General features: G+C 59.5%; 26 protein-coding genes. 14 read left to right on the forward strand and 12 right to left on the reverse strand.

What is annotated here, in order from left to right; translation table 11 throughout:
- The first annotated feature begins 372 nt into the window (after window positions 1–372).
- Together ACSC1P_RS17985 and ACSC1P_RS17990 are read left to right on the forward strand one after the other, a co-directional pair.
- Entirely contained in the window at window positions 373–1,302 is a 930-nt protein-coding gene (locus tag ACSC1P_RS17985) for a transcription initiation factor IIB (RefSeq protein WP_435361589.1), read from the forward strand.
- A 76-nt stretch (window positions 1,303–1,378) separates the two neighbouring features.
- A complete protein-coding gene (locus ACSC1P_RS17990) occupies window positions 1,379–1,630 on the forward strand; it encodes a hypothetical protein (RefSeq protein WP_435361590.1) in 252 nt (83 codons plus the stop codon).
- Window positions 1,631–1,659: 29 nt separating this feature from the next.
- Here the strand turns inward: ACSC1P_RS17990 and ACSC1P_RS17995 are convergent, their stop codons facing one another.
- On the reverse strand, window positions 1,660–3,048 hold the full coding sequence (locus ACSC1P_RS17995; protein ID WP_435361591.1) for an ATP-binding protein: 1,389 nt from the start codon (window positions 3,046–3,048) through the stop codon (window positions 1,660–1,662).
- A 238-nt stretch (window positions 3,049–3,286) separates the two neighbouring features.
- Window positions 3,287–4,429 carry a Fic family protein gene (locus ACSC1P_RS18000; RefSeq protein ID WP_435361592.1) on the reverse strand — a complete coding sequence of 381 codons (1,143 nt, stop codon included), beginning with the start codon at window positions 4,427–4,429 and terminating at the stop codon, window positions 3,287–3,289.
- Window positions 4,430–4,659: 230 nt separating this feature from the next.
- Between ACSC1P_RS18000 and ACSC1P_RS18005 the strand changes: the two genes are divergently transcribed.
- Both ACSC1P_RS18005 and ACSC1P_RS18010 read left to right on the forward strand, forming a co-directional pair.
- Window positions 4,660–5,091: an SWIM zinc finger family protein gene (locus tag ACSC1P_RS18005; protein ID WP_435361593.1), complete on the forward strand. Its 432-nt coding sequence runs from the start codon at window positions 4,660–4,662 to the stop codon at window positions 5,089–5,091.
- A gap of 533 nt (window positions 5,092–5,624) precedes the next feature.
- A complete protein-coding gene (locus ACSC1P_RS18010) occupies window positions 5,625–5,747 on the forward strand; it encodes a hypothetical protein (protein WP_435361594.1) in 123 nt (40 codons plus the stop codon).
- A 194-nt stretch (window positions 5,748–5,941) separates the two neighbouring features.
- Here ACSC1P_RS18010 and ACSC1P_RS18015 read toward each other — a convergent pair whose 3' ends face one another.
- Window positions 5,942–6,313: a group I truncated hemoglobin gene (locus tag ACSC1P_RS18015; RefSeq protein WP_435361595.1), complete on the reverse strand. Its 372-nt coding sequence runs from the start codon at window positions 6,311–6,313 to the stop codon at window positions 5,942–5,944.
- A 511-nt stretch (window positions 6,314–6,824) separates the two neighbouring features.
- Between ACSC1P_RS18015 and ACSC1P_RS18020 the strand changes: the two genes are divergently transcribed.
- Window positions 6,825–7,385 carry a hypothetical protein gene (locus ACSC1P_RS18020; RefSeq protein WP_435361596.1) on the forward strand — a complete coding sequence of 187 codons (561 nt, stop codon included), beginning with the start codon at window positions 6,825–6,827 and terminating at the stop codon, window positions 7,383–7,385.
- Window positions 7,386–7,689: 304 nt separating this feature from the next.
- On the opposite strand, the gene ACSC1P_RS18025 is transcribed toward ACSC1P_RS18020, so the two are convergent.
- Window positions 7,690–8,073: a DUF7980 family protein gene (locus ACSC1P_RS18025; RefSeq protein ID WP_435361597.1), complete on the reverse strand. Its 384-nt coding sequence runs from the start codon at window positions 8,071–8,073 to the stop codon at window positions 7,690–7,692.
- Between the two features lie 450 nt (window positions 8,074–8,523).
- On the opposite strand from ACSC1P_RS18025, the gene ACSC1P_RS18030 reads away from it, so the two are divergent.
- Window positions 8,524–8,934, forward strand: coding sequence for a GNAT family N-acetyltransferase (locus tag ACSC1P_RS18030; protein ID WP_435361598.1), 411 nt, complete (start codon window positions 8,524–8,526; stop codon window positions 8,932–8,934).
- Window positions 8,935–9,166: 232 nt separating this feature from the next.
- On the opposite strand, the gene ACSC1P_RS18035 is transcribed toward ACSC1P_RS18030, so the two are convergent.
- Window positions 9,167–9,601 (reverse strand): cytidine/deoxycytidylate deaminase family protein, encoded by a 435-nt coding sequence (locus ACSC1P_RS18035; protein WP_435361599.1) that lies wholly within the window; start codon window positions 9,599–9,601, stop codon window positions 9,167–9,169.
- Window positions 9,602–9,741: 140 nt separating this feature from the next.
- A complete protein-coding gene (locus ACSC1P_RS18040) occupies window positions 9,742–10,170 on the reverse strand; it encodes a hypothetical protein (protein WP_435361600.1) in 429 nt (142 codons plus the stop codon).
- Between the two features lie 147 nt (window positions 10,171–10,317).
- On the opposite strand from ACSC1P_RS18040, the gene ACSC1P_RS18045 reads away from it, so the two are divergent.
- Window positions 10,318–11,553: an MFS transporter gene (locus ACSC1P_RS18045; protein WP_435361601.1), complete on the forward strand. Its 1,236-nt coding sequence runs from the start codon at window positions 10,318–10,320 to the stop codon at window positions 11,551–11,553.
- A gap of 86 nt (window positions 11,554–11,639) precedes the next feature.
- On the opposite strand, the gene ACSC1P_RS18050 is transcribed toward ACSC1P_RS18045, so the two are convergent.
- The gene (locus tag ACSC1P_RS18050) at window positions 11,640–11,975 is read right to left on the reverse strand and encodes a hypothetical protein (RefSeq protein WP_435361602.1); all 336 of its coding nucleotides are present in this window, start codon (window positions 11,973–11,975) and stop codon (window positions 11,640–11,642) included.
- 114 nt (window positions 11,976–12,089) lie between these two features.
- Complete coding sequence (locus ACSC1P_RS18055; RefSeq protein ID WP_435361603.1) at window positions 12,090–12,479, reverse strand: VOC family protein; 390 nt, start codon at window positions 12,477–12,479, stop codon at window positions 12,090–12,092.
- 134 nt (window positions 12,480–12,613) lie between these two features.
- Between ACSC1P_RS18055 and ACSC1P_RS18060 the strand changes: the two genes are divergently transcribed.
- A complete protein-coding gene (locus ACSC1P_RS18060; protein ID WP_435361604.1) occupies window positions 12,614–13,519 on the forward strand; it encodes a ketopantoate reductase family protein in 906 nt (301 codons plus the stop codon).
- Window positions 13,520–13,657: 138 nt separating this feature from the next.
- Here the strand turns inward: ACSC1P_RS18060 and ACSC1P_RS18065 are convergent, their stop codons facing one another.
- Complete coding sequence (locus tag ACSC1P_RS18065) at window positions 13,658–14,161, reverse strand: hypothetical protein (protein WP_435361605.1); 504 nt, start codon at window positions 14,159–14,161, stop codon at window positions 13,658–13,660.
- A 215-nt stretch (window positions 14,162–14,376) separates the two neighbouring features.
- Here ACSC1P_RS18065 and ACSC1P_RS18070 point away from each other — a divergent pair, with 215 nt between their 5' ends.
- The gene (locus ACSC1P_RS18070; protein ID WP_435361606.1) at window positions 14,377–15,588 is read left to right on the forward strand and encodes an RNA-guided endonuclease InsQ/TnpB family protein; all 1,212 of its coding nucleotides are present in this window, start codon (window positions 14,377–14,379) and stop codon (window positions 15,586–15,588) included.
- A 238-nt stretch (window positions 15,589–15,826) separates the two neighbouring features.
- On the opposite strand, the gene ACSC1P_RS18075 is transcribed toward ACSC1P_RS18070, so the two are convergent.
- Window positions 15,827–16,450 (reverse strand): class I SAM-dependent methyltransferase, encoded by a 624-nt coding sequence (locus ACSC1P_RS18075; RefSeq protein ID WP_435361607.1) that lies wholly within the window; start codon window positions 16,448–16,450, stop codon window positions 15,827–15,829.
- 150 nt (window positions 16,451–16,600) lie between these two features.
- On the opposite strand from ACSC1P_RS18075, the gene ACSC1P_RS18080 reads away from it, so the two are divergent.
- Complete coding sequence (locus ACSC1P_RS18080) at window positions 16,601–17,437, forward strand: DUF6920 family protein (protein WP_435361608.1); 837 nt, start codon at window positions 16,601–16,603, stop codon at window positions 17,435–17,437.
- Between the two features lie 33 nt (window positions 17,438–17,470).
- Here ACSC1P_RS18080 and ACSC1P_RS18085 read toward each other — a convergent pair whose 3' ends face one another.
- A complete protein-coding gene (locus tag ACSC1P_RS18085; protein WP_435361609.1) occupies window positions 17,471–17,614 on the reverse strand; it encodes a hypothetical protein in 144 nt (47 codons plus the stop codon).
- Window positions 17,615–17,867: 253 nt separating this feature from the next.
- Between ACSC1P_RS18085 and ACSC1P_RS18090 the strand changes: the two genes are divergently transcribed.
- Genes ACSC1P_RS18090 through ACSC1P_RS18100 form a run of 3 tightly spaced genes read left to right on the forward strand, consistent with a single transcriptional unit; the run spans window position 17,868 to window position 20,614 of the window.
- Window positions 17,868–18,662 carry a phytanoyl-CoA dioxygenase family protein gene (locus tag ACSC1P_RS18090; RefSeq protein ID WP_435361610.1) on the forward strand — a complete coding sequence of 265 codons (795 nt, stop codon included), beginning with the start codon at window positions 17,868–17,870 and terminating at the stop codon, window positions 18,660–18,662.
- Window positions 18,663–20,051: an NRAMP family divalent metal transporter gene (locus ACSC1P_RS18095; protein WP_435361611.1), complete on the forward strand. Its 1,389-nt coding sequence runs from the start codon at window positions 18,663–18,665 to the stop codon at window positions 20,049–20,051. It abuts the gene before it with no gap.
- A gap of 2 nt (window positions 20,052–20,053) precedes the next feature.
- Window positions 20,054–20,614 (forward strand): hypothetical protein, encoded by a 561-nt coding sequence (locus ACSC1P_RS18100; protein WP_435361612.1) that lies wholly within the window; start codon window positions 20,054–20,056, stop codon window positions 20,612–20,614.
- Between the two features lie 39 nt (window positions 20,615–20,653).
- On the opposite strand, the gene ACSC1P_RS18105 is transcribed toward ACSC1P_RS18100, so the two are convergent.
- On the reverse strand, window positions 20,654–20,878 hold the full coding sequence (locus tag ACSC1P_RS18105) for a hypothetical protein (RefSeq protein ID WP_435361613.1): 225 nt from the start codon (window positions 20,876–20,878) through the stop codon (window positions 20,654–20,656).
- 86 nt (window positions 20,879–20,964) lie between these two features.
- Here ACSC1P_RS18105 and ACSC1P_RS18110 point away from each other — a divergent pair, with 86 nt between their 5' ends.
- Window positions 20,965–21,171, forward strand: coding sequence for a hypothetical protein (locus ACSC1P_RS18110; protein ID WP_435361614.1), 207 nt, complete (start codon window positions 20,965–20,967; stop codon window positions 21,169–21,171).
- Window positions 21,172–22,012: the final 841 nt, after the last annotated feature.

Genomic DNA, 22,012 nt, shown 5'->3' on the forward strand with positions numbered 1-22,012 from the left:
TTTCGAACTCTATTCTCGGACCGATTAATCTTTGGGGGTAGAGATGCTGAGGCGTTGATACGTCCTGGGACGGTGCCGTGTGGAGTGAAGGGTTACGGTCGTGAATTTCTGACTTCAACCCTGAGCGCGTATTGATTCGACCCCTACCCTCGGGGACGCAAGCCAGTTTATCACCCCCTCCTGAGGGGTGAGGGGGACTTCCAGTACTCCTCGGAGACGCTTGATGTCTACCGACACCTGCGGCGACAGTGGACTGCTCGTTGGTTAATCTGATTGACCCTCAATTCCTCGGTGCGCCCGCACGGCATTTTATCGCCCCTTGAGGGGTGCGGGGCGTTCCTGTAGAGCGACCTGCGAGCAGTGATTTCGACAGTGGCGAGTAGACACATCTACGCGACTAGCTTCGACGAGTGCGAACGACTACCGATCGACCTGCCGTGCCCGGAGTGCGACGGCGACCTCGAACGCGAACGACGGCAGACGTACTGCGTCGACTGTGGGCTCGTGGTTCGAGAGTACGAGATCGACCACGGGCCGGACTGGTTCGACAACAACGATGGCAGAACGAGCAGTCGAATCGGGTCGCCACTCACCCCTTCCAGACACGACGATGGCCTGTCGACGGAGATCGGGTCGAGGAAAGATGCGAAGGGGAACGTCCTCTCCTCTCGAACGAGACGACGGTTCAGCAGGCTCAGACGCGAGCACAGCAGGGCACGAACACCGACGAAGCGGTCTCGGAACGCACTCCGCGGCCTCGTCGACGTGCGGCGTATCGCGAGCGAACACGAACTTCCACGAAGCGTTCGCGACCGAGCTGCCACCCTGTTCCGCGAGGCACAGGCCGAAAACCTCCTTCCCGGTCGTTCCGTGAACGCGATGGCTGCTGGTAGTGTGTATGCAGCGTGTCGCTGCTTCGACCTCCCTCGAACACTCGACGAGTTCGAACCAGTCGCCCGCTGTGACTACTCTGCACTCAGAAACGCATACATGGTGCTCCAGAGCGAACTCGGCCTCCACATCGCGCCGCCGTCACCGTCGACGTTTGTGCCGCGATACGCAGCACGCTTCGACGTCGGCGAGGCCACGCAGTTCCGGGCGCTCGAACTCGCCCGCCAGTTGGAGGAGACGGGCCGAGCAATAGGCAGAGCACCGACCGGCGTTGCCGCGGCGTGCATCTACGTCGCCGCGCAGGAGCACGATGAAACAGTGTACCAGACCGACCTCGCAGACGCGGCACACGTGACTCCGGTCACGGTGCGAGCGCGACGGGACGAGATTCAGGAACTGACGAACGCGTAACCCACAGGGTGCGCCAAGTCCGACCGGTTCACTATGCCTACAGATGTTTACGCTAGTCCAGAACAACTCTCACGACATGGCTACGGAGCTCACCGAGCGGGTGCAAGAAATTGCCGCCTCGAAGGGCGTTCCTGAATCGGAGACCCTCAAGCGGGCGTTGGAGCGCGGCGTCGAAGCCCTCTGGGCCGACCTCGTCCTCTCACGCTACATTAGCGACGAGATTGACCGCGAGAAGGCAATCGAACTCGTCGGACGAGCCCACGTCAAACGTGCAGAGCGCGAGCTCGACGCTGTTGAAGACGGCGTTCGATGGGGTCTCAGCGGGTAGCTGGCTTCTCCCCAAGACTCAATTTTTCCTCAGGAAGCAGTCAGGGCATCAATATCGTCGAGCGAGTACAGCTGCCAGTTATCCCCCACGTCTTCACGTAGCCCGTCTTCGAACCCACTCTTCGAGAATATCGCGAAGCGTTCGCTCCGAGACGCTGGCCCCCACCGAACACTGTCACTCTTCGCTCGCAAGTCTTCGACGAGTCCGTGCCCGACTGGCTCCGACGTCCACTTACACTCCCCGAAGAGGATTCGGTCGTCGTTCGGTGCGAGGCCGACGATGTCGATTTCGTCTTCGTCGTACCACCATCGACCAACGTCTGCATAGGCATCGAGATCACCGCGTCGGATGGCCTCCCAGACAGCCTGCTGGCAGATTGACTCGAACGTTGTGGCAACGTGGTCAGGGAGGGCAGGCTCAATGGTTCCATCGAGCACGAGGGCTGGTGCTTCTTCGATGCTCGACCGATTCGGTTCGACGAAACGGAACCAGAATCGTAGGAACTCGTCGGCGACGTGGTAGCGCGACCGCTTGGACTTCTTCGCCTTGGCTGTCACCGGTACCTCTCGGTCGAGTAAACGGAGTCGTCGAAGAGTCTGGAGGTATTTCGAAAGTGGCCCGGAATTGATGCCCGTCGCCCCGGCGATCTCGTTCGGTGTCGTGTGCCCAGTCGCCACCGCTTCGAGGATACTCATGTACCGTGCAGGGTTGCGCAACTCTGTGCGAAGGAGGAACTCGGGTTCGTTGTAGAGGACCGCCGTCGAGGAGAGAACCTGTGAGCGGATATTCGAACGCAAGTCCTGCGAATAATCGAACAGCAACAGGTACATCGGGGTGCCACCAGTCACGCTGAACGACCGAATCGCCGCCTCGATATCGTATGTGATGACGTTCCGTGCGTGGGCGAACGAGAACGGCTGCAGGTCGATTTGGCCCGTTCGACGCCCATACAACGGACTCTCATGACCGAGTACCTCCGACTCCATCGTGCTAATACTGGATCCACAGAGAACGAGCATCGAATCCGTATTCTGGAGCTGTTCGTCGACGAATCCCTGTAGATACGACGGGAGAGATGCGTTCTCGTCGACGAGATACGGGAACTCGTCTATCACGACAACCATCGCCTCGTCCGCGACTAGGTCGCCGAGGTATTCGAACGCATCTTCCCAATCGTCGATGCGTGGAACCCGGTCATCACGATACGTCGCTATCTGGCCGACGAACTTCTCACGCTGGCGGGTCTCTGACCCCTGTGCAGCAAGGAAATACACGTGCGGTCGCTCCGTACAGAACTCTTTGAGCAACGCTGTCTTCCCCACCCGACGTCGACCATACACGACGAAGAAATCGTGACCGGAAGCGTCGAACGCCGCTTCGAGCGCAGCGAGTTCGCGGTCGCGATTGTAGAAGGTCATACTCTGGATAATGATTATCGCGATAATGACTTTGCTGTTCCGGTCATAGAGATACAAGGAAGACACCAGTGGCTTCAGCCGCCTGTCGAAAACTCGATAGACTGAAGAAAGTCATTGAACTCGTCGGACGGGACTACATTACCCACACAGAGTGCGAACTCGAAGTTACCGAAGACGATGTTCGATGGGTAAAGTGTTTCTGAACTATCGGCCGTGCTCACCCTAACAGAGCGACTGCTTAGGGCGACTCGACGAGTGCGAGTATTTCGGGTGCTTCGAAGACTCGGTTTCGTTGTTTGTCAGTGAGTTCTTGGATGATTCCCTCCGCGGTGAGTTTCTCGATCGCGTCGTACACTGCCTGCCGTGACCGTCCCGTTCCCTCGATCGCACGCGACGCTTTCAGATACGGTTCTTCGAACAGATGGTCTATCACGTCGCGAACTGCTGGACTGTTCGGGAACTTCTCTCGATAGCCGTTTCGGAGCGATACGAGTTTACGACCGCAGTCGTAGGCGTCGATGGCTTGCTCCGCGATTGCGTTGAGCACGAACACAATCCACGTCTCCCAGTCCCCTCTCTGGCTGACCGCCAGCAGCCGGTCGAAGTACTCGGTTCGATAACGGTTGAAGTACGCCGAGAGGTACAAGTATGGTTCAGAAAGCAACTGTGATTGGTACAGCTGTAGCATGATGAGTAGACGGCCGAGACGTCCGTTCCCATCTCTGAATGGGTGGATGGTCTCGAACTGGTAATGCGTGAGGGCGATGTCGATCAACGGGGGGTACGTCCCGCTTCGGATGTACGCGAGAAGTTGATCGACGAGTAGTCGAACTGACTGGGGACTCGCTGGAACGAACCGGGCATGTTCGATATGGTTGTCTGGCCCGATCATGACGGCGATGTCCTCTCGCATCTGTCCTGGTCGTTTGTCTTCCCCACGGACATCGATGAGGAGCGTCTCGTGGAGGTCACAGATGAGTTCCTCATCGATCTGCCGTCCCTCAGCAAGGGCGTCGAACCCAGTACGAATCGCTTCGACGTAGTTGTACGCCTCCCGAACGTCCCGCAATTTTGCTGCTGACCGTTTTGGATCGTCGTCAAGGTTGTGGAGGACGATGTCGGAGACTGTGACGTCCGTTCCCTCGATCTGCGAACTCATCGCTGCTTCTCGAACCACAAATGGCGCAATCAGTAGGTTCTCGTTCTCGATGTCGTCATGGAGTGTCGAGAGTTGGCCCAGTGCGTATCGAGCGTCTCCGTACGCACGGAGCATGTCGTCAGTATACGAGATTTCGGGTGGAAGACTAGCGGGCTGATAGCAGGGCACGTCTCCATACATCTCGATCCGCCCTGGACCACCTTCAAACTCGTCTGGATTCATTTGACTCACACGACGTTCTACCACCACCTAAGTCTGCTGTTCCTATTTTACCAGATTAAGGGGAGGAAAATATGGTTATATGTCTCCGAAATTCAGAAATTATTGATTAAAACGGCGCTCGGCGGCCAGCAATTCAAATTCAGTTGGTATCGTTTCAACGGAGCACCCACAACAGCATTTTATCACCCCCTGAGGGGTGCGGGGGGCGAGAGAGCCTCTCGCTGAACACTATGTCGACAAATCCGCTCAGGAAACTCCAGTACCTGACTCGCGTCGGGAAGCGTGCACAGTACGAAGCGTTCGAGTTCGAACTCGTCGCCGACGGCGTTCGGGTTCGAAACGGCAGTCACGCAAACCCGGAAGACCACGAGTACCTCGTCACGGTTCGTGATGGCGTCCCGTCGTCGTGTACCTGTCCCGCCGACGAACACTACGAGGGTGCGTGCAAACACCGCGTCGCCGTCGCGATTCATCGGCCGGTCCTCGACGCAGTGATTGAGCAGCAACTCGTCGCCGACGGTGGCAAGGCCAAGCCAGTACCCGACGAAGTGGGCGACAGTCACGACACAGAGGAGTCGTGTGACTGCGACTGCGATGATCTACGCGACGGCTTCCCCTGCTGGACCTGCTACCGCGACGCGAAACGGACCTTCGACGTCTGACCTCGGCGACGACAGGGACGAACGACATCTTCACCCACCGTGCGAAGGGCATGGCCGAAGGGTCGAAGCGAACCTGTCAGAGGTTCAGTCGGCCGTTCTTTCGTCAGCAAGCCTGACAGTTGCGCGCATGCAACAGAGAAAGGTGCGCTATCCAGACGCTCATGGAACCCTTCACGACGTTTAAACGATTCAATACCCCGGGGAACGCCTGCGAGACCCAGTCGGCAGTTGCAATTGCTGAACGGACGCTCCTGTTAAAGGGGTGGTACCGCATCCCCTTCGAGCGGGAGGCGCCCCATAACCATCTCGAAGTCGACCACGGTCACGCCTGTCGTGCGCCCCGTAACTGCGGACAGCGTCGTGACCACGTTCGGGCAGTCGAACAACGAGTTCGACATCGGCGACGACGAGACGGTCGATGAATAGGCTGGCGACCATCAGGCCGTTCGCACCGCGGACCGCGATTCTCGGACCGGCCTCATCGAGGCCGTCCCTGGTCGCGTTACGAGCAACCACACCAACATCGACGCGGTATGGATGCCATGGTCGGCAGGGGCAGTAGCGACCTGACCGACGACGCTGGCGGCGATGCTCGCAAGCGCACGGTGGCCGATGCGAACACACCGGTCACGACCGTCCGCAGTCCGGCTGGGTAGACCTACTCCCACTTCGTCTGCACATGCACGCTCCCCCTTCCCCAACCCCGTCTGTGCAGACATACTCCCAACGCAGTTTTCTTCGGGTGTCTATACCCTCGGAGCAGCAGACTCCACGGAACGATGCCACTGTCTCCCTTGCTACTCCCCTGACTTGAAGTCGGCAGCCGCCGACGAAGAGGACCGAGAACGGCCTACTCGTCCACTTCGACGATGTCGGGACGGAGGCTCTCGACCGTTTCCAGCACGTCTCGACGGTCCTTCTGCGAGACGTCGTTCTCGGCCAGTGCAACGTCGAGATGCCCTGCGACGACGTCGTACTCCGCATCGGTGATGTCCATCCCATCGTGGGCAGCTTGCATGTCGTCACCGGTGTATTCGACTGGGCCACCCGTCACTGCCGAGATAAATTGTACCTGATGGGCACGAAGTGCCGTCGTGTCGCTCCCTTCGAAGTGATGGAGTACCCGTTCATCGGACAGGACACGATCGTAGAAATCGTCGACGACAGCCTCGACAGCATCTTGACCGCCGAGTCTGTCGAATACGGTTTTGTCTTTGGTCACATGTAGAAACCCAGTACCACGTGGAAAGGGTATTTCGGACGTTCTCAAATAGTGGGAGTACAGAGTTCCAATTAGTGTAGGAAAAATGTCTTTATGCTACTTTTTCAGTTCTGCTCTCACCGTGAGCGCGTCCTGGTTGTCGGAGATGGCGACGACGATCCAGACCCGGTCCTCTGCCATGATGTTTGGTAGCACACTGATTGGTGGTTTCCTCCTGCTCGGTAACACTGTCACCACGTGGGTGGCCGCCGGGCCGCCCACGAAACTGGAGTCGAAAAAGCCGGAACCAGAGCCTCGTCTGGGGCGTCATTGTCCCATCACTTACCACGGTTTCGCGGCCAGAGCGACGATTGATGGACCATCCGAACTATCCCGGTAACCTTCACGACGTTCAAACGATTCAAAACGCCGAAAAACTGGTTCAGGAGGTCTGAATCGACTGAACCGTCTGAACGGCTCTCCCCCTTCAAGTGGTCCTCGTCCCTCCGGTCAGAGTGGAGGCACTCCCCAATTGAACCCCTCTAAGCTGACCGTGATCGCACTTGCTGCGCTCCTCGTGAGCGCGGGCACAGTCGTGGCCGCGTCCGGACAGTCGAACAGCACGTTTAGTATCGGCGACAACGACACGCCGACCGTCCCAGCGGACGACCACGCGAACAAGACGGCCGACGAGCGGCCCGGTGAGCACGCGAGCAACGGACAGCACTCCGAGCACGCGAACGAGCGTGCCGAGAACGCAAGCGAACAGACTGACGAGCGCAACGAGAACGCCACCGAAAAGGCGAACGAATCTGCCAACGCCGACGAGAAGGGTCCCCGAACCGACCTTCCGACGGCTATCCCAGACCACGTCCGTGACCGCGTGCAGACCATCCACATCCGCATCACGGAATTCATCGACGGGTCGCTCGACGACCCACTCGGTGCCGTTATCAGCGACCTGAACGAGGACGCTGGTGCTGACGCCGAGGCGACGGCCGGTGCGAACGCGACGGCCACGGTCAACGACAGCGCGACCACCCACGCGAACGGGAACGCGACGGTCTCGGCCACCATCGGTATCGACGCATAACGACTTCACACGACGTTTCTCCACTCTGTTCGGTGTTCAGGGCGAGTAGTGGCAACCCTCGATGTTGTGTGACCGTATCGAACAGGACGCAACACGCTCCGACGAGCGCAGACCCCTGGGAAGGGAACGGCAAGAACAAGCGACTGCCGAGCCCGATAGCGCGCTGACGACGATGTCGAATTCGTCGATTACCGCGAACGCGAGTGGCTCGCCGAGGTCGGCCGTTCGTACGTCGGCCCGCTTACCGACTCGCGCTCTCGCATGCTCGACCATCTCCGCGCTCCCGTCGACGGCTGGCAGCAGTTCAGGGTAAAATTTCTTCAGGGAACGTAAGCCACCCGAAATAGACGAGGAGGAGGACGAGTATGGTGTACCCGATGGACATCACAATATCGACAATGATGTCACGACGACCATAAGGTCGTGGTCCGTCGGATTCTCTAGTGAGTGCCTCTACACCGCCGATATGGAGCAACACGAAGCCCAGAATGTTCGTCAGCCAGTACCCGACGACGAGGGCCGGAACGAACCATTGCCGAGCGATGAGGCCGATAATCGTCGCAAACGCATAAGCGAGCGGGACGTTCACCAGCAGGTCGTTCCACCACGAAAGCGGCGAGAGGATGTACCCGATCGTTGCGAGGGCCCCGCCCCGAAGGCGTCGTCGAGTGAGTCTAATCGTTCTCATTGGTCACCACGAAAGCAGACCGATTAACCCTACCCCTGACTTTCCTTCCATCGACCCCTGGGCTACCTGGGTGTCACCGACGAACCCGGAAAGATTCTATTCCCCTCGACGCCTCGCATGCACCTGCTAATTTCGCTGACGCGCGTCGAGAACTCGGAGCGACGTGGGTACTGACCTCAAACCTCCTGACGAGCGGCAGCCACGAGACAATTTTCGAACGAATCCGCGGAGGGCCGCCGACCAGATTCGTCCTGCGTCGGCGATTTGTCCGACTCGACGACGCAACACTCTACCCGTCTGCACTGCGGGATACAGCCCCTAGGTTCAGCGCAGCACATCTGGCAGCATCCAAGTAGGTCTCTGTGGACGTGTTGAATTTTGGGCGCGTATCAACCAGCACTGGCACCCATCTCAATTATTTTCTTTAGGTACTTACTCGTGACTGAAAACATGGAGGTTCGAGAGCTAACAGATGAAACCGAACGAAGCGAGGCTGTTCCAATTCTCCGTCAATTGTGGAGTGACGCTGACCCTGCTTCCGTGTTGGAGTGGACTGGAGATGACGAATACAGTCTGTTTGGGGGGTATGTTGATGATGCGTTAATTGGTGTCGCTGGAGTCCGTGTTACCGATGTCCTACACCATTCGAGCCATGCGTGGCTCTACGATCTCGTGGTCGATGAATCACACAGAGCGAAAGGGTATGGAACGGAACTTGTTGAGTTCGTAGAGCAGTGGGCTGACGAAAGAGGGTGTGAATACGTCATACTCGTGTCGCCACGAGCGAAAGAAGGTATTCATCAATACTATCAGAATCGAAATTACGAGAAGTGGGGGTACGTTATCGAGAAAGAACTCTGATCGTTCGTGGCACGAGTGCGATCTGAGCCGGGGCTTCTCGCCGTCGTCGAGCGTCTCTGAGGAATCCGCTCCAGTGTTCCAGTCGTATGAACAGTGTCACCCATCAGTCGTGACAGACCGGGCTCTCTGTGTCTGGCGAGGCTCCGTTGACAGAGCGAGCGTGTGAGTGTCTCGGCGATGGGGACGGGTTGGCCACGAATAGAGGTCGCGACGTGGAACGTCAGGGGGAGCGTCACCAGGTTCGTGTGGGAAGGAGGTCGATTGCAGGGACGACACGAAGCGTCTCTTCGATGGGTACGATCACACGGAGGTCGTCGTCGAAGTCGGCCAGCATCTCTCGACAGGGACCACACGGGGGGACGACACGCTGCTCGTCGGTGTCGTGGTGCGGGAGTGGGTATGCGACAGCAACGCAGGTTTCGACTTCGCTGTGATGGCGACCATCGGCTGCTGCCGACCCGAGCGCGACGGGTTCGCCACACATCGAAGCACGCCCAATGCTTGCGGGGATGCTGACACCGTCGTAGATGGTACCGTCAGTGGTTCTGACCCCGGCTGCGACGATGTGTGCGCCGTCAAAAAACTCCGGATCGAACGTCTCGCTGTTGATGTCTCTGACGTGCTCGACGAGCGCCTCGTCCTCGGAAGTCAGTGGAGAGCTGTCCATAGACGAGAACGGTCAATTTCTGGTAAAGAAGTTCCGAAACCGTGTGACAGTCGAGGCCGATGGACCTGCCTCTGAGGCTGGCAATTCACTGAACTCGTTCACCGACGACGCACACTTGACAGACCGGGTGTGCGAATCACTCAGTTCGGAACGTGGAACGTATCGGAGCGATTGATGAGTGCATCAGTGTTTGTGCCGTCGATACTCGTCGCGATGAGCGAAACCGAGCCGGTTCGAATAATCGATATAACGTCGCCCTCGATTGCTGCCTCTGCAGTTTCTACGTCAGGATCTGTCGGGTCGTCGCCCCACTGGACGATCACGATGCGATACGACCCACCATCTGGCCCCGAATAGTGTGCGTTTACCGCCGCGTCCGCGTTCTCGTGTAACTGTGAGGCGTCCCACTGTTGTTGTGTCTCAATCTCCCAACCGTCCCCTTCCGGTGGAAGCAGGGTCGCAGGATCGGTCTCTGAATCTGGAGCGTTGGAACTCGAATCGCTCAGACAGCCAGTAATTGATACTGTGGTGACGGCGACGACTCCACTGAGAAGGTTCCTCCGGTGCATACCAACTAACATCAACTATAATTAATATGTGTTCTCATGTTATCCTTCTCCGCTGCGTCTGGCAGAGTGGTTCCCTCACTAGTAATCCACAGAGACATCAGTTCTGGATAGTCATACTCAAGGAGTTCGGGAACCGCCGTCTCGAATGTGAATATTCCGCTCCCGGGAGCGCAAAGCGAGGGGCGACTCGTTCTCGGGTCGGTCATCGTCAGCACGTTTTTCATCGGGTTCGGTGGTGGTGTAATCTTCCCCATCTTGCCAAACCTCGGTACGATTCTCGGCATCTCCCCGTTTCTCGTCGGGCTCATCTTGAGCGCGAACCGATTTTCGCGTCTGTTCGCGAACGCACCGGCCGGGAATCTCGTCGACCGATTCGGGACGAGGAAGCCGTTCGTCATCGGGATGTTCGTCCAGGGAATCTCGACGTTCGGCTACGTTATCGCGATGATCGCACCACTTCCAGCAGCGTGGTTCATGGCCGCCCGGATTCTCTGGGGTGTCGGCAGCGCGCTCGTCTTCGCGACCGCGTACACGATCGCCGACGATATCAGCGACGGTGGGTCACGAGGGTCGAATATGGGACTCATCAGGGGCGGGGTCCTTTTCGGGTTCCCGACTGGAGTCGTTCTCGGTGGCCTCGTCAGCGACCTCTCCGGGAACGTCGTCGCGTTCGCGGTCGCGACCGTCTTCGCGTTCATCGCCAGCGCCATCGCCTATCAGACGGTACCCGAAACGCACGTTGAAGCAGGGACGAATGAGTCGGTCAAACCGTGGGGCATCAATACGAGTCTCCCTGCGGTCACGGTTGGCCTCGTGAACTTCGCCGTGCTGTTCATCTACATCGGGGCGCTGTTCGCAACGCTCGTCCTGTTCCTCGACCGGAACCAACTCACTGTCCTCGGGTTCGATGCCCAGGGCTCTTCGGGCCTGTTCATGGGCCTTACCGTTGTCGCTGCGGGCCTCTCGATGTACCTCGGAGGGTACGTCAGTGATCGGGCACAGTCACGAGTCCCGGTATTGCTCGTGTTTCTGGGCGTCACGTCGATCGGGTTCCTGTTGCTCGCACTCGCAGACTCGGCGTCGACGCTGGCTATCGCCTGCGTGTGTATCGGACTCGGACAGGGCGGTACGAGTGGACCACTGATGGCACTGTTAGGCGATCTCGTCGCCGACGGCGAGATGGGTCGTGCCGTAGGAACGAACAACGTCTTCGGCGACATCGGTGGTGGGTTTGGGCCCATTGTCACCCTCCCGCTCGTCGAGAGCGTCGGGTTTTGGCCCGTGTATTTCTGCTGTGCGGCCATGCCGCTCGTCGCGGCCGTGGTCCTCTTGGTCGGTGTGCGACGCGAGACTGGTCACTTTCTCCCGAGCGTCAGTCCCTGACGTGGGGGTCCTGTACCGCCCGTAGAAGCGTGTCGACAGAGCCGACGACGAGTAACTGGGTCGCGTACGGGTGTCCTTGAACTCGCTCAGCAGGTCGAGGACTCGCCCCGTTCGAGGACAGTGAGCTGCGCTGCAAGCGCGTTGAGTTCCAGTTTAACGTCTTCGAGTGACCAGTCCGTCGCCGTCGACGGGTCGGTTTCGAAGCTGACCCACTGCCCCTCTACGTTGCTGATACCACCGTAGACGGAAACTTCGAGTTGTAACTGGTATCGGGTCAATGATATCTGCTTCTGTGCTCTCGTGTATGCCACGTACTGCTGTTCGTCTTCGAGCCAGCCGACGAGACACGGCCGGTTCTGGTACGTATACTGGGCGACGACCGGCGTGTACCGAAGAGACTTCGGTCTCTCATGCGTCCCCATACAAGAGGATTTGTTCTCGTAAGGAAGACAATAGAGGCTGACCATCCAGGCTCTCTTTAAGCACAGAAAACGATTTTTCGATGGACGACTCGGACTTGGTGGACGCCGAAGCACTCACCAGTGACTCGCGCCGCTCTCACGGAGCCGTGACGCCCGCCAGCACGTCACTTCGAGTTCATTGCCGTCGGGGTCGGCGAAGTAGAGACTCGTCTCAGCGTCTCGAACGTCGATTCCCTCGGCGTCGAGTCGTTCTTTCACTGTTTCGAGGAACGACTCTGGTGCAGTGAACGCGACGTGGCCGGGGCGAACGGACTCCTCGTCGGCGGTCGCTGCGAGATTGATGGCTTGGCCTTGCCCGACGCTCACCCAGTGATAGTTCGCGTCCGACGGATTCCGCTCGTCGACGGACCGAAGGCCGAGGACGTCCGTGTAGAACGAGACTGCCCGGTCGAGGTCTGCGACGGGGAGCGCGACGTGGTCGAAGCCGATAACGCCATGTTCCATAACTGACACGCTGGCGAGTGGTCTGATAGTCGTTTCGTCTCTCGAGTAGCCCGCTTTGAACGTGTGTTCGATGGTCTCCCGCAGCGATTCAGGACGGGGAAACGGTATTGCCACAGGGGCGCAATAGGGACCCGATGAAGGTCGCCGTCATCGGCGCTGGTGCGCTCGGATGTCTCTTCGGTGGCCGCCTCGCTGCCGCCGGCCACGACGTGTGGCTCCTCCATCACCGGGAGCAGACTGCCAGTACCCTTTCGAGGACGGGTATCACCATCCACGAGCAGGGGGCCGACCCACTGACAGCCGAGGTCCAAGCGACGACGACGGCCAGTGAGGTGGGCACCGCCGACTTGGTGTTGGTCCTCGTCCGGGCACACCAGACACAGACGGCGCTGACCGAGCATGCGGCGTGTATCGGCCCGGAGACCTGGGTGCTCTCGGTGCAGAACGGCCTGCGCAATCGCGACTACCTGCTCGAACAGGTCGACCGCAACCGGGCGTTCTGTGGGGTCACCTACGAGGCAGTAGTTATGGACGAGCCGGGAACCGTCGTCCACACTGGGACCGGCCTGACGACGCTCGGTGGCGGCGACGCAGCCGCACGCACGACGATTCAGGAGACACTCACAGCAGCGGGGTTCGAGGTCGACACCGTCGCCGACCCGCGGCCGGTCATCTGGAAAAAGGGCGTCCTCGTGGGGGCAACAGCACCCGTGCTGACGCTGACGGGCAGCCCCGTCACCCAGCTAACGAGCGACCCGCTGGCCGGCGTCGTGACGCAACTCCTGACGGAAGCCGCCCATGTCGCCACGAGTCGGGGAATCGATGTCGACGTGGAGTCGATTCAGCAAACGGTCGCGTCGGTGGCCGACTCGCACGCAACCCACCGCGTGAGCATGGCGCAGGATATCGAACAGGGACGACGAACGGAGATCGACGAACTGAACGGCGTGATAGTCAACATTGCGGAGAACGCAGGCGTCGCTGTTCCGGCGAACAGCCTCGTGACAGCACTCATCCACGGCCTCGAGCAGTCGTCGTAGTTAGCGCAACCAGTGAGTGACAGACAACTCACCAGAGGTCCACCAATTGCGACTACACACGGTCGTGGCCGTTAGTCCCCGTAGAAGGTTTCACTATGAGGCGTTGTGACCAGAACGCCCTCAAAGCCGCTGGTGTCGCTACTGCGACTGCGAGGATTTCGCCGCACTCTCACGGCAGGCGGCGACGAACTCGGTGATCATCTCTTTGAACTCGTCGAAATTGTCGCCGTTGCAGATAGTCTCGAAAGACACCTCTAAATCGCCAGGGGGAACTCCCTGCAAGTCCTGGAATTTGCGTCGAAGTGTCGCGTACTCCTGCTGGTCCCACTCCACCAGGGAAGCGTCTGCGTCGTCGCGGACGGGACGGCCTGCTGGCCAGATTTTCACATCCCCGGTCACGTTTGCGGAGAAGACACTCGGGGTTCCAGGATATCCCGCGTGGTGGGCGTCGACGAAGACTCGGAAGTTCGCGTTCTTCGCTTCGCCGATGAAGACATCGTCGCCGAGGCCCTCCGCGAATTCATACAACTCTTTGAAGTCCGCTGCGGTTTGTGCTGAAATCGTCCCAGCCTCCTGTTTTCGTTCGAGGTCTCTCTCCATCTCGGCTTCTGACTCGACGTATTCTGGTCCTGTCCGTGACATCAGACATCCAACGTAATTCAAAATGCATTATTAACCTTTTCACATTCGAGACACGGCAAGGAGATGAGACCGGAGAGTCGTTTCACAGAAAACCAAGGCGGATGCCCCGAGGCTTGACCTCGGGGAGGAAGCCGACAACTCGGTACACAAACCACGCTACGAAGGCAGGCCGACTCTCAACTATTAAATAACCACAGACCAGTATGTGAAACACAGTGGAATGCCGTCGTACCGCCGTCGTCAAGCTCGACACCCCTGATGGAGCCGATCCGTTTCTCCGCGAGACTGTCGAGCAGTTCAAACACTGCGCCAACACCGCAAGCGAGTGGTGCTGGCACGGCGACGACGGATACCACGTTACCTCGAAAGCCAAAGCCGAACGCGCTCTGTACGACCAACTCCGCGACGAAACCGACCTCACCGCCAACCTCGTCCAGAAAGGGATTCGGCGGGCTGTTGAAGCAGTAAAAAGTGGAGTCGAACGCCTCAAGCGTGGAGAGAACACGTCACGACCCTACTTCTCAGCGGACAGCGCGGTGTACGACAAACGCAGTGCGACGTTCCACCGCGACCATGTATCCCTCTCCACCATAGACGGAAGAATCGAGTGTGAATACATCCTCCCCGACAACTCAGAGAAGCCTCCGACGAAGTACGTCTCCGACGAGGACTTTGAGTTTCGGATGGCACACGTGCAATACCGAGACGGCGACTGGTACTTGCACGCCTCGATGCGGCAGGTCGAAGCAGATGACGAACCTGAATCCGAGTCCAAGCACAGAACAGTCCTTGGTGTGGATTTAGGAGTCAACAACATCGTCGTCGCTTCAACGGGGCGGTTCTGGTCAACAGACGAGTTCAACCACTGGCGCAACGAGTACGAGAATCGTCGTGGGTCGCTCCAACAGTGTGGCTCACGTCACGCTCACGAGAACATCGAGAGCGTCGGGCGCAAAGAGACGGGGCGGTTCGAGATATACCTGCACACGGTGGCGAACGAACTCATCGAGGAGGCCGTCGAACACGACTGCTCCCACATCGTGTTCGAGGATTTGACCCACATTCGGGAGAACATCCCGAAGGCGACGTGGCAACACGTCTGGGCGTTCCGACGCCTCTACGAGTACGTCGAATACAAGGCCGAGGAGTACGGCGTGGAAGCCGTACAGGTTGACCCACGGAACACCTCGAAGCGGTGTTCGACGTGTGGGTTTACCCATGACGACAACCGGACGGGTGAAGCGTTCTGTTGTCAGAAGTGTGGGTACGAGAACCACGCTGACTACAACGCTTCAAAGAACATCGGTTTGCAGTATCTCCGCCGTCGGCAAAACGCAAACGACGGAGGCGCACCCGTAAATGTGCGCTTGAATCGCGGGACGCTGAACGTGAACGGCGAATATTCGCCTACTGCTCTCCGCAGTTAGAACGGGAGTCCACGCGAAAGCCTCGGGGCTTGACCCCGAGGCAATTTACGCAGCTCTAAAGCACGCTTCACCCCACGATGCGACAGCGTACGCTCCTGGTCGTAGGTCCCCGCAGAATGATTCACTATGAGAAATTGTGACCAGAACGACTTAAAGAACGGCCGGTGGTCCAAGCAATCCGATGTATCAGGGACCGCCCTGTCTGAGCGGAGGAGTGAGAGAAATTTAACCGAGGTAGTCAGGTATCGAGCCGAGCGGCGAAAAACGGCGGCTGCGGCCCGTCTGACGCCGTCGTCGCTGGTGGCTCCCACTCGTCCGTGATGTGGAACCCCGCTGCTTGAAGTTGTTCACGGGTCGCTTCCGCGCCTGCCATGTGCCACGTCATGGTGATGCCACTGTCGAGCCAGTTCGGATTCACTCGCTCGAACTCATCGGAGGCTTCCGAGAGGAGTACACGCCCACCGGTGCGGAGGACGCGGGCGAACTCATCGAGGACCGTCTGGTGGTCGGCGAGTGGGACGTGAATTATCGAATTGTACGCCGTCACGGCGTCGAACGTGTCATCCTGGAACGGGAGTCGCGTCATCTCGCCATGTACGAGTCTGGCAGGGGGAACGGTCTCGGCGGCGACTTCGAGTTGTTCGTGTGAGACGTCGAGTCCGACGGCGGTCGCCTCCTCGGTCACCCGGCCGAGCACTGGCTTCCCCTGTCCACACCCAGCGTCGAGCAGGCGCGTGGGTGCTTCGAGGGAATCGAGAAAGTCGCTGAGGATGGCGAGTTCACGCGCTTCGTCGGAGGTCCGTGCAGCATAGTCTGCACCCAGTTCCTCATACCCCCGCCGAACCCGGTCTATCTCGTCCATGAACACGGACTCCTCTCGGCTGCGGGTTCAGTCTTTTGTCTGTCAGTACGTGCAGACCGACGTCCACAGTGCCATCACCGTGGTACAGAGAGGGCCGTTGCCCGAACCGTCCGCCCAACACCTACGATACTTCGACCTGTAGTCCTACATATGCCCATCCGGTCCCGTCATCGCCTCCTCATCGCTGGCCTGTGTGCCACGGCCGCCATCGCCGCGTTCGGCAGACTCTGCTTCGACTACGACACACGCAGTCGCATCGACGACCTGCACGCGGCTGTCAACCCACGGACTAGCGAGTCCGTCCAACATGGCGATTTCGCCGACCTCCCCGACCCGATTCGACGGTACTTCGAGACGGTCATCGACGAAGGCCAGCAGCCCGCCCGAGCGGCCAGAGTCACACAAGCGGGCGAGTTTCGACTGGGCGATTCGTGGAAGCCGATGAGGGCGACGCAGCACTACACCGTTTCCCCACCGGGCTTCGTCTGGGACGCCGAGATTGACGTTCTCCCATTCGTCCCGGCCCGCGTCGTCGACGCGTACGAGGCCGGTCAGGGGTCGCTCCAGGCACGAGTTCTCTCGACGATTCCCGTCGCCGACGTCGAGCCCAGCCCAGACATGAACGAGGCAGAGTTGCAGCGCTACCTCGCCGAGGCGGTCTGGTTCCCGACCGCACTGTTGCCGTCGGACGGCGTCGAGTGGACGCCAATCGACGAGCACTCGGCGCGAGCACGTCTCACTGACCACGGCACAACTGCCGAAGTCGTCTTCCACGTCGACGACGATGGCCTTGTCGAGCAGGTGACGGCCGAGCGGTACCGACAGGAGAACGATAGTCACGACCAGTGGACGGGCCACTTCGACGACTACGAGTGGCACGACGGCGTGCAGATTCCGACCACTGCGTCTGTCGAGTGGAACCTCGCCGACGGCGACCAGCTCTACTGGCGTGCGACGCTCACGGGAGTCGATCACCAGCGGTACTAAAGAGAAACGGGCGGGCTGAACGAGCCCACCCGTCTAGAGGCCGATGTAGACGATGAACAGCCCAGCGACGACGAGTATCGTGCCGATGAGGTAGGCACCATACCGTTCACCGGAACTCACCTCGTCGGACGTGATCGCGTCGACGTCCCTGGCACCCTGTAGGCGGGGCTGAAACATGGCTGAGAGTCCGATTACCGCGAATGTCAGTCCAATCGCGATGGTGAGCAGCGCCATAGCGTACCGTCACAACGATTCGTGGAAGAAGTATGTACATTCTGGCTCGCCGTCTCTCGTACATTGGCGAGACGGATCTCAATGAACGACTACCCCTCTGTGACTTCTCGTCACCGGTGACTGACCGAAGACGGACTCGTCTCGGGTCGACAGATGAATGCCCGGAATTTATCACCTACAACTACAACCGAGTAATATGCAGCTCACAGACGGACAGTTCGAGCAGTACCAGCGGGAGGGATACGTGGTCGTCCCAGACCTGCTCGACGAGGAGCGGGTGGCACGGACGAAACAACGACTCCAGGAGTACGTCACGGGCGAGCGAACCGAGACACAGTTCTCGCGGATGCTCGAACCGACAGCGAGCGACGGCGGTTCCGGAGCCGACGACACTGGTTTCGACAGTGAGGGGGAACCAGTCCGCAAGTTCGAGGGCGTCGGGATGATTCGCGAAGACGATGTCTTCGGCGACCTCGCGTACGACCCGAGCATCCTCTCGGTCGTCCAGCAACTGCAGGGACCGAACCTCAAACTACTGCGGAGCGCGGCGATGTGTAAACCGCCACACGTCGGCAGTGAGAAGAAGTTCCATCAGGACGCCGCGTACTACCCGACTCACCCGATGGACCACGTGACAGTGTGGGTCGCACTGGACGAGGCGACCGACCGAAACGGCTGTATGCAGGTCGTCCCGGGTGGGCATCTCGATGGCCTACTCCGTCACGAAGAAATCGAGTACGACACCGACATCACGCTCACCGGTCGGGAGTACGGCCCAGCGGACACCGTCTCGCTCCCGATGAAGCCAGGAAGTGTGCTGTTCCAGCACTGCCTCCTCCCGCACTACACCGCCCCCAACACGACCGACGACTGGCGGCGGGCGTTCATCCTCGCGTACATGCGGAGCCGGTCGCGGTTCACCGATGACGAACCGCCGGAATGGGTCGACAGCCTCCACATCACCGGCGACGAGTTCCCGGGGTGCGTCTAAATGGCGACCGAGCAAGAAACGCGGCGAGAGCCAGAATCGGGGAGCGAGAACAGCCGACTCGACTCGCTGTTCTCCCGGATGGGCCCGACGTGGCTCGCTGGGGCAATCGCTGCCGGACCGGCAACCATGGCGAGTCTACTGACCGCAGGCGCTGGCTACGGATACACACTCCTCTGGATCGTCCTGCTCTCGGCGGTGCTGGGCGCGACCGCACAATACCTCGCCACGCGACTCGGCCTGCTCACCGAACAGGGCATCGTCAGCGTCGTCGAGGATCGACTCGGCACGAAGTGGGCGTGGCTACTCGTCGCTGATACTGTCCTCGCGTCCGGTCTCGCACAACTGGTCATCATGAAGACGGTCGCCGACGTGAGTGCGACAGTCACCGGCGTCGATAGCGTGGTCTGGGCCGTCGTCTGGGCGTGCGTTCTCGCGGTCGGACTCGCCGGCGGTGGCTACCGTGTCGCCGAACTCGGCGCGAAAGTGCTCATCTCGCTCGTGGTGCTCGCGTTCGTGGCCTCGCTCGTCGTCGTGCCCATCGACGCTGGCGCGGCCGCAGGCGGACTCGTCCCGGAGATTCCGGGTGGCCAGAGCGGCGCACTGGCCGCGGCGGGCATCCTCGGCGGCGCCGTCCACATCTCGCTCGTGACGATGCAGTCCTACACGATGCGCGCTCGCGAGTGGACCGAGTCGGAGAGCCGACTCGCCAATGTCGACGTTGGCGCGTCGATGTTGGTCGCCTTCGGCGTCTACAGCCTCGCAATCTTCCTCGTTGCGGCCTCAGTCCTGCGCACGCCAGATATCGCCGCGGGCGAACTGACCGCGACCGGTGCGGCGAACGCGCTCGGCCCGCTCGTCGGGGCGAACGCGAAGTGGCTGTTCCTGCTCGGTCTGTGGGGGGCGGCCATCTCGACGCTCGGCGGCAACACGACGGTCCCGCCGTACCTCCTCGCGGACAAACTCGGCTGGGAACAAGATACCTCGGACTCGCGCTATCGGGCAGCAATCGTCGTCACCGCACTGGCGAGCATCGGCGGCGTGTTCCTCGGCGGATCGTTCTTCTCGCTACTGGTGCTCGTCCTCGCGTTCGGGCTGGTCGGGACGCCGTTCGTCCTCGTACTCGTCCTGTTCTTGCTCAACGACCCCGAGACGGTGTCGAAGCCGAACTCGACCGTGGCGAACGTCGGCGGCCTCGTCCTCGTCGGTGTCACGATGGTCACGGCAGGGTCGTTCCTGCAGGGGCAGGTGGAAGCCGGGGTGGACGACCCGATTACGCTGTTCGTCGTCGCCTTCGCCGCGGTGTTGACCGTGGCGATGCTCGCGCTGGTCGGATTGTTCGTTCGAGACCGACTCGGCACGGAGTCGACGACCTCGCAGTCCGCCGACTGAGCATGGCTGGCCACCAGAATCGTGTCCCACTCGCCGGACAGACGCTCGTCGTCGGTCCCTCGAACAGCGGGAAGACACGGCTCACGGCGGCGACCCTCGACCGATGGCTCCGCGAACACGGGACCGGTGGCGTGGTAGTGTTGGAGTTCGCGCCGGTCGTCGAGCGCGACGACGTCGTGTTGGGTGGCCGACTGACGCAGTTCACGACGGTTCCCGACGGCGTGTGGCACGGAATTCTGGACGCACATGCCCCGCGGGCCGACAGCGATTCTGCGGCGGCAGCGCTTCGCCTTGCGGAAGAGAACGCGGTCAATGCCGGTCGAATCCTCGACGTTGCGCCCGCAGACCCGCGGGCCGTCTTCGTCAACGACGCGACCATCACGATGCAAGCTGGGGACGACGTGGCGACGCGACTCCTCGACTACTGTGGTCGCGCAGAATTCGCTGTGTTGAACGCGTTCGAGAGCGACGAACTGGGTGTCGACGACGCGGTGTCGAGGCAGGAACAGGCATCGCTCGCAGCCCTTCGGTTGTGGGCAGATTGCGTGGTCGAGCGTACCTGAAACTGGGTCGAGGGTTGTTGCGCTCGAAAGGCCTTCGTGCTATGCGCTCTTTCGCGGTGGAGAAAACGGGAATCGGTCCCACTCCCAAATCATACAGTAGAACACCGAGATAGCCCCCAAGGTGCCACTCGCCACGAACAGATACCATGCCCAGGGAACGTTCTCCCAGAGGAGGACCAACGGGAGGCTGATGAGGATACCAACCACCGCGAGTACGATGCCCAGCACACCGAGACAGTCGAACGGGCTTGGAATCCACTTCATGGTCGAACCATCTAGCTGTACGTACGCTCAGTGGCTGTTTCAAACGAGACCTGATATTCGACTCCGTTCAGCGTGGTGTGGAGACGGTGCATCGACGACTGAACCGACCTCTCAGTAGGCACCCGACGGACCTCGTCGCGACGGACCCCAGGCGGAACATCGTCTCGTTCGTGCCGGACCGGGAGGAATGGTTGTCGCTCTGGTTGACCATCCCGAACATGACCGTCGCGTCGGACGCGATGGCGGGTGTCGGCACCGACGGGAAACTGCTCTCGTGGGAGTCTGTCGACTGATCGTGTGCGTGACCGAATCGTTGAGTCGGTCAGACCGAACAGAATACACATATGTCTCTGAAAGAAAATTTCCGCATGGCCCGTGATACGCTGGTCTCGTGGCGAACGTTGATAATTCTCATCCTCTTCCCACCAGCAGCAATCGCTGCAATCGTTTTCTTTCCAATTACTATCGCACTCCTGTTTTGGTTTTACTATAGGGGGAGACACCAAGCGCTAGAACAACAGCAAAACCACCAACAAGCAGTTCGTGAGGAGTAGAGCATACGTACACTCTGTCTGTCAACAAAGTATCGCCAGTGAGCAAGATAGCTGCATTGCCAGACTCAGAGGCATAGGTCTTGCAGGTGAGCGACTTGCTTTGACCTACTCTGAAGGAACAGAATAAGCGAGTCCACCTCCACGGTTTCGCTTGCGTAGATAGAACGCGAATACGAGAACTCCACCCAAAAACGGGAGGAGAAAGAATGCGACAAAAAACCCTACTGCCCACATATCCGCCGTGTCCATCTTTCGTGATTTAGCATCTCGATACATCCACAGAGTACCAAAAAGAGCAAGGGGGATAATAAAGAGGGCAATATCGAACTCGACCATGGACTCAGTTCAACTAGTGGACAATTATACTTTGTCACACACCTGATGGTTGTATTTGCACGTTCAGTCTGTCAACTAAGCTTGGTCGCCCAGTGAAGTCGTGGAATTACCAGACTCAGAGCGCTGGGTCTGTCACCTTTACCAGTGTTCTGAATCAGCCTTGTCAGGAGTGCCGTGCTGAATGGAGTGGGCATGCACACAGAGTCAGGATTCAAGAAGTGAGAAACCTTAAAAAGATTATAAA

The sequence above is a fragment of the Haloarchaeobius caseinilyticus genome, assembly GCF_051207395.1.
In the GTDB taxonomy this organism is placed as follows: Archaea; Halobacteriota; Halobacteria; order Halobacteriales; family Natrialbaceae; genus Haloarchaeobius.

Excerpts from the sequence above, each read along its gene's own strand:
- ACSC1P_RS17990 (WP_435361590.1), top strand. The coding sequence starts at position 1,379 with ATGGCTACGGAGCTCACCGAGCGGGTGCAAGAAATTGCCGCCTCGAAG.
- ACSC1P_RS17995 (WP_435361591.1), bottom strand. The coding sequence starts at position 3,048 with ATGACCTTCTACAATCGCGACCGCGAACTCGCTGCGCTCGAAGCGGCG.
- ACSC1P_RS18000 (WP_435361592.1), bottom strand. The coding sequence starts at position 4,429 with ATGAATCCAGACGAGTTTGAAGGTGGTCCAGGGCGGATCGAGATGTAT.
- ACSC1P_RS18005 (WP_435361593.1), top strand. The coding sequence starts at position 4,660 with ATGTCGACAAATCCGCTCAGGAAACTCCAGTACCTGACTCGCGTCGGG.
- ACSC1P_RS18010 (WP_435361594.1), top strand. The coding sequence starts at position 5,625 with ATGGATGCCATGGTCGGCAGGGGCAGTAGCGACCTGACCGACGACGCT.
- ACSC1P_RS18025 (WP_435361597.1), bottom strand. The coding sequence starts at position 8,073 with ATGAGAACGATTAGACTCACTCGACGACGCCTTCGGGGCGGGGCCCTC.
- ACSC1P_RS18030 (WP_435361598.1), top strand. The coding sequence starts at position 8,524 with ATGGAGGTTCGAGAGCTAACAGATGAAACCGAACGAAGCGAGGCTGTT.
- ACSC1P_RS18035 (WP_435361599.1), bottom strand. The coding sequence starts at position 9,601 with ATGGACAGCTCTCCACTGACTTCCGAGGACGAGGCGCTCGTCGAGCAC.
- ACSC1P_RS18040 (WP_435361600.1), bottom strand. The coding sequence starts at position 10,170 with ATGCACCGGAGGAACCTTCTCAGTGGAGTCGTCGCCGTCACCACAGTA.
- ACSC1P_RS18050 (WP_435361602.1), bottom strand. The coding sequence starts at position 11,975 with ATGGGGACGCATGAGAGACCGAAGTCTCTTCGGTACACGCCGGTCGTC.
- ACSC1P_RS18055 (WP_435361603.1), bottom strand. The coding sequence starts at position 12,479 with ATGGAACATGGCGTTATCGGCTTCGACCACGTCGCGCTCCCCGTCGCA.
- ACSC1P_RS18060 (WP_435361604.1), top strand. The coding sequence starts at position 12,614 with ATGAAGGTCGCCGTCATCGGCGCTGGTGCGCTCGGATGTCTCTTCGGT.
- ACSC1P_RS18065 (WP_435361605.1), bottom strand. The coding sequence starts at position 14,161 with ATGTCACGGACAGGACCAGAATACGTCGAGTCAGAAGCCGAGATGGAG.
- ACSC1P_RS18075 (WP_435361607.1), bottom strand. The coding sequence starts at position 16,450 with ATGGACGAGATAGACCGGGTTCGGCGGGGGTATGAGGAACTGGGTGCA.
- ACSC1P_RS18080 (WP_435361608.1), top strand. The coding sequence starts at position 16,601 with ATGCCCATCCGGTCCCGTCATCGCCTCCTCATCGCTGGCCTGTGTGCC.
- ACSC1P_RS18085 (WP_435361609.1), bottom strand. The coding sequence starts at position 17,614 with ATGTTTCAGCCCCGCCTACAGGGTGCCAGGGACGTCGACGCGATCACG.
- ACSC1P_RS18090 (WP_435361610.1), top strand. The coding sequence starts at position 17,868 with ATGCAGCTCACAGACGGACAGTTCGAGCAGTACCAGCGGGAGGGATAC.
- ACSC1P_RS18095 (WP_435361611.1), top strand. The coding sequence starts at position 18,663 with ATGGCGACCGAGCAAGAAACGCGGCGAGAGCCAGAATCGGGGAGCGAG.
- ACSC1P_RS18100 (WP_435361612.1), top strand. The coding sequence starts at position 20,054 with ATGGCTGGCCACCAGAATCGTGTCCCACTCGCCGGACAGACGCTCGTC.
- ACSC1P_RS18105 (WP_435361613.1), bottom strand. The coding sequence starts at position 20,878 with ATGAAGTGGATTCCAAGCCCGTTCGACTGTCTCGGTGTGCTGGGCATC.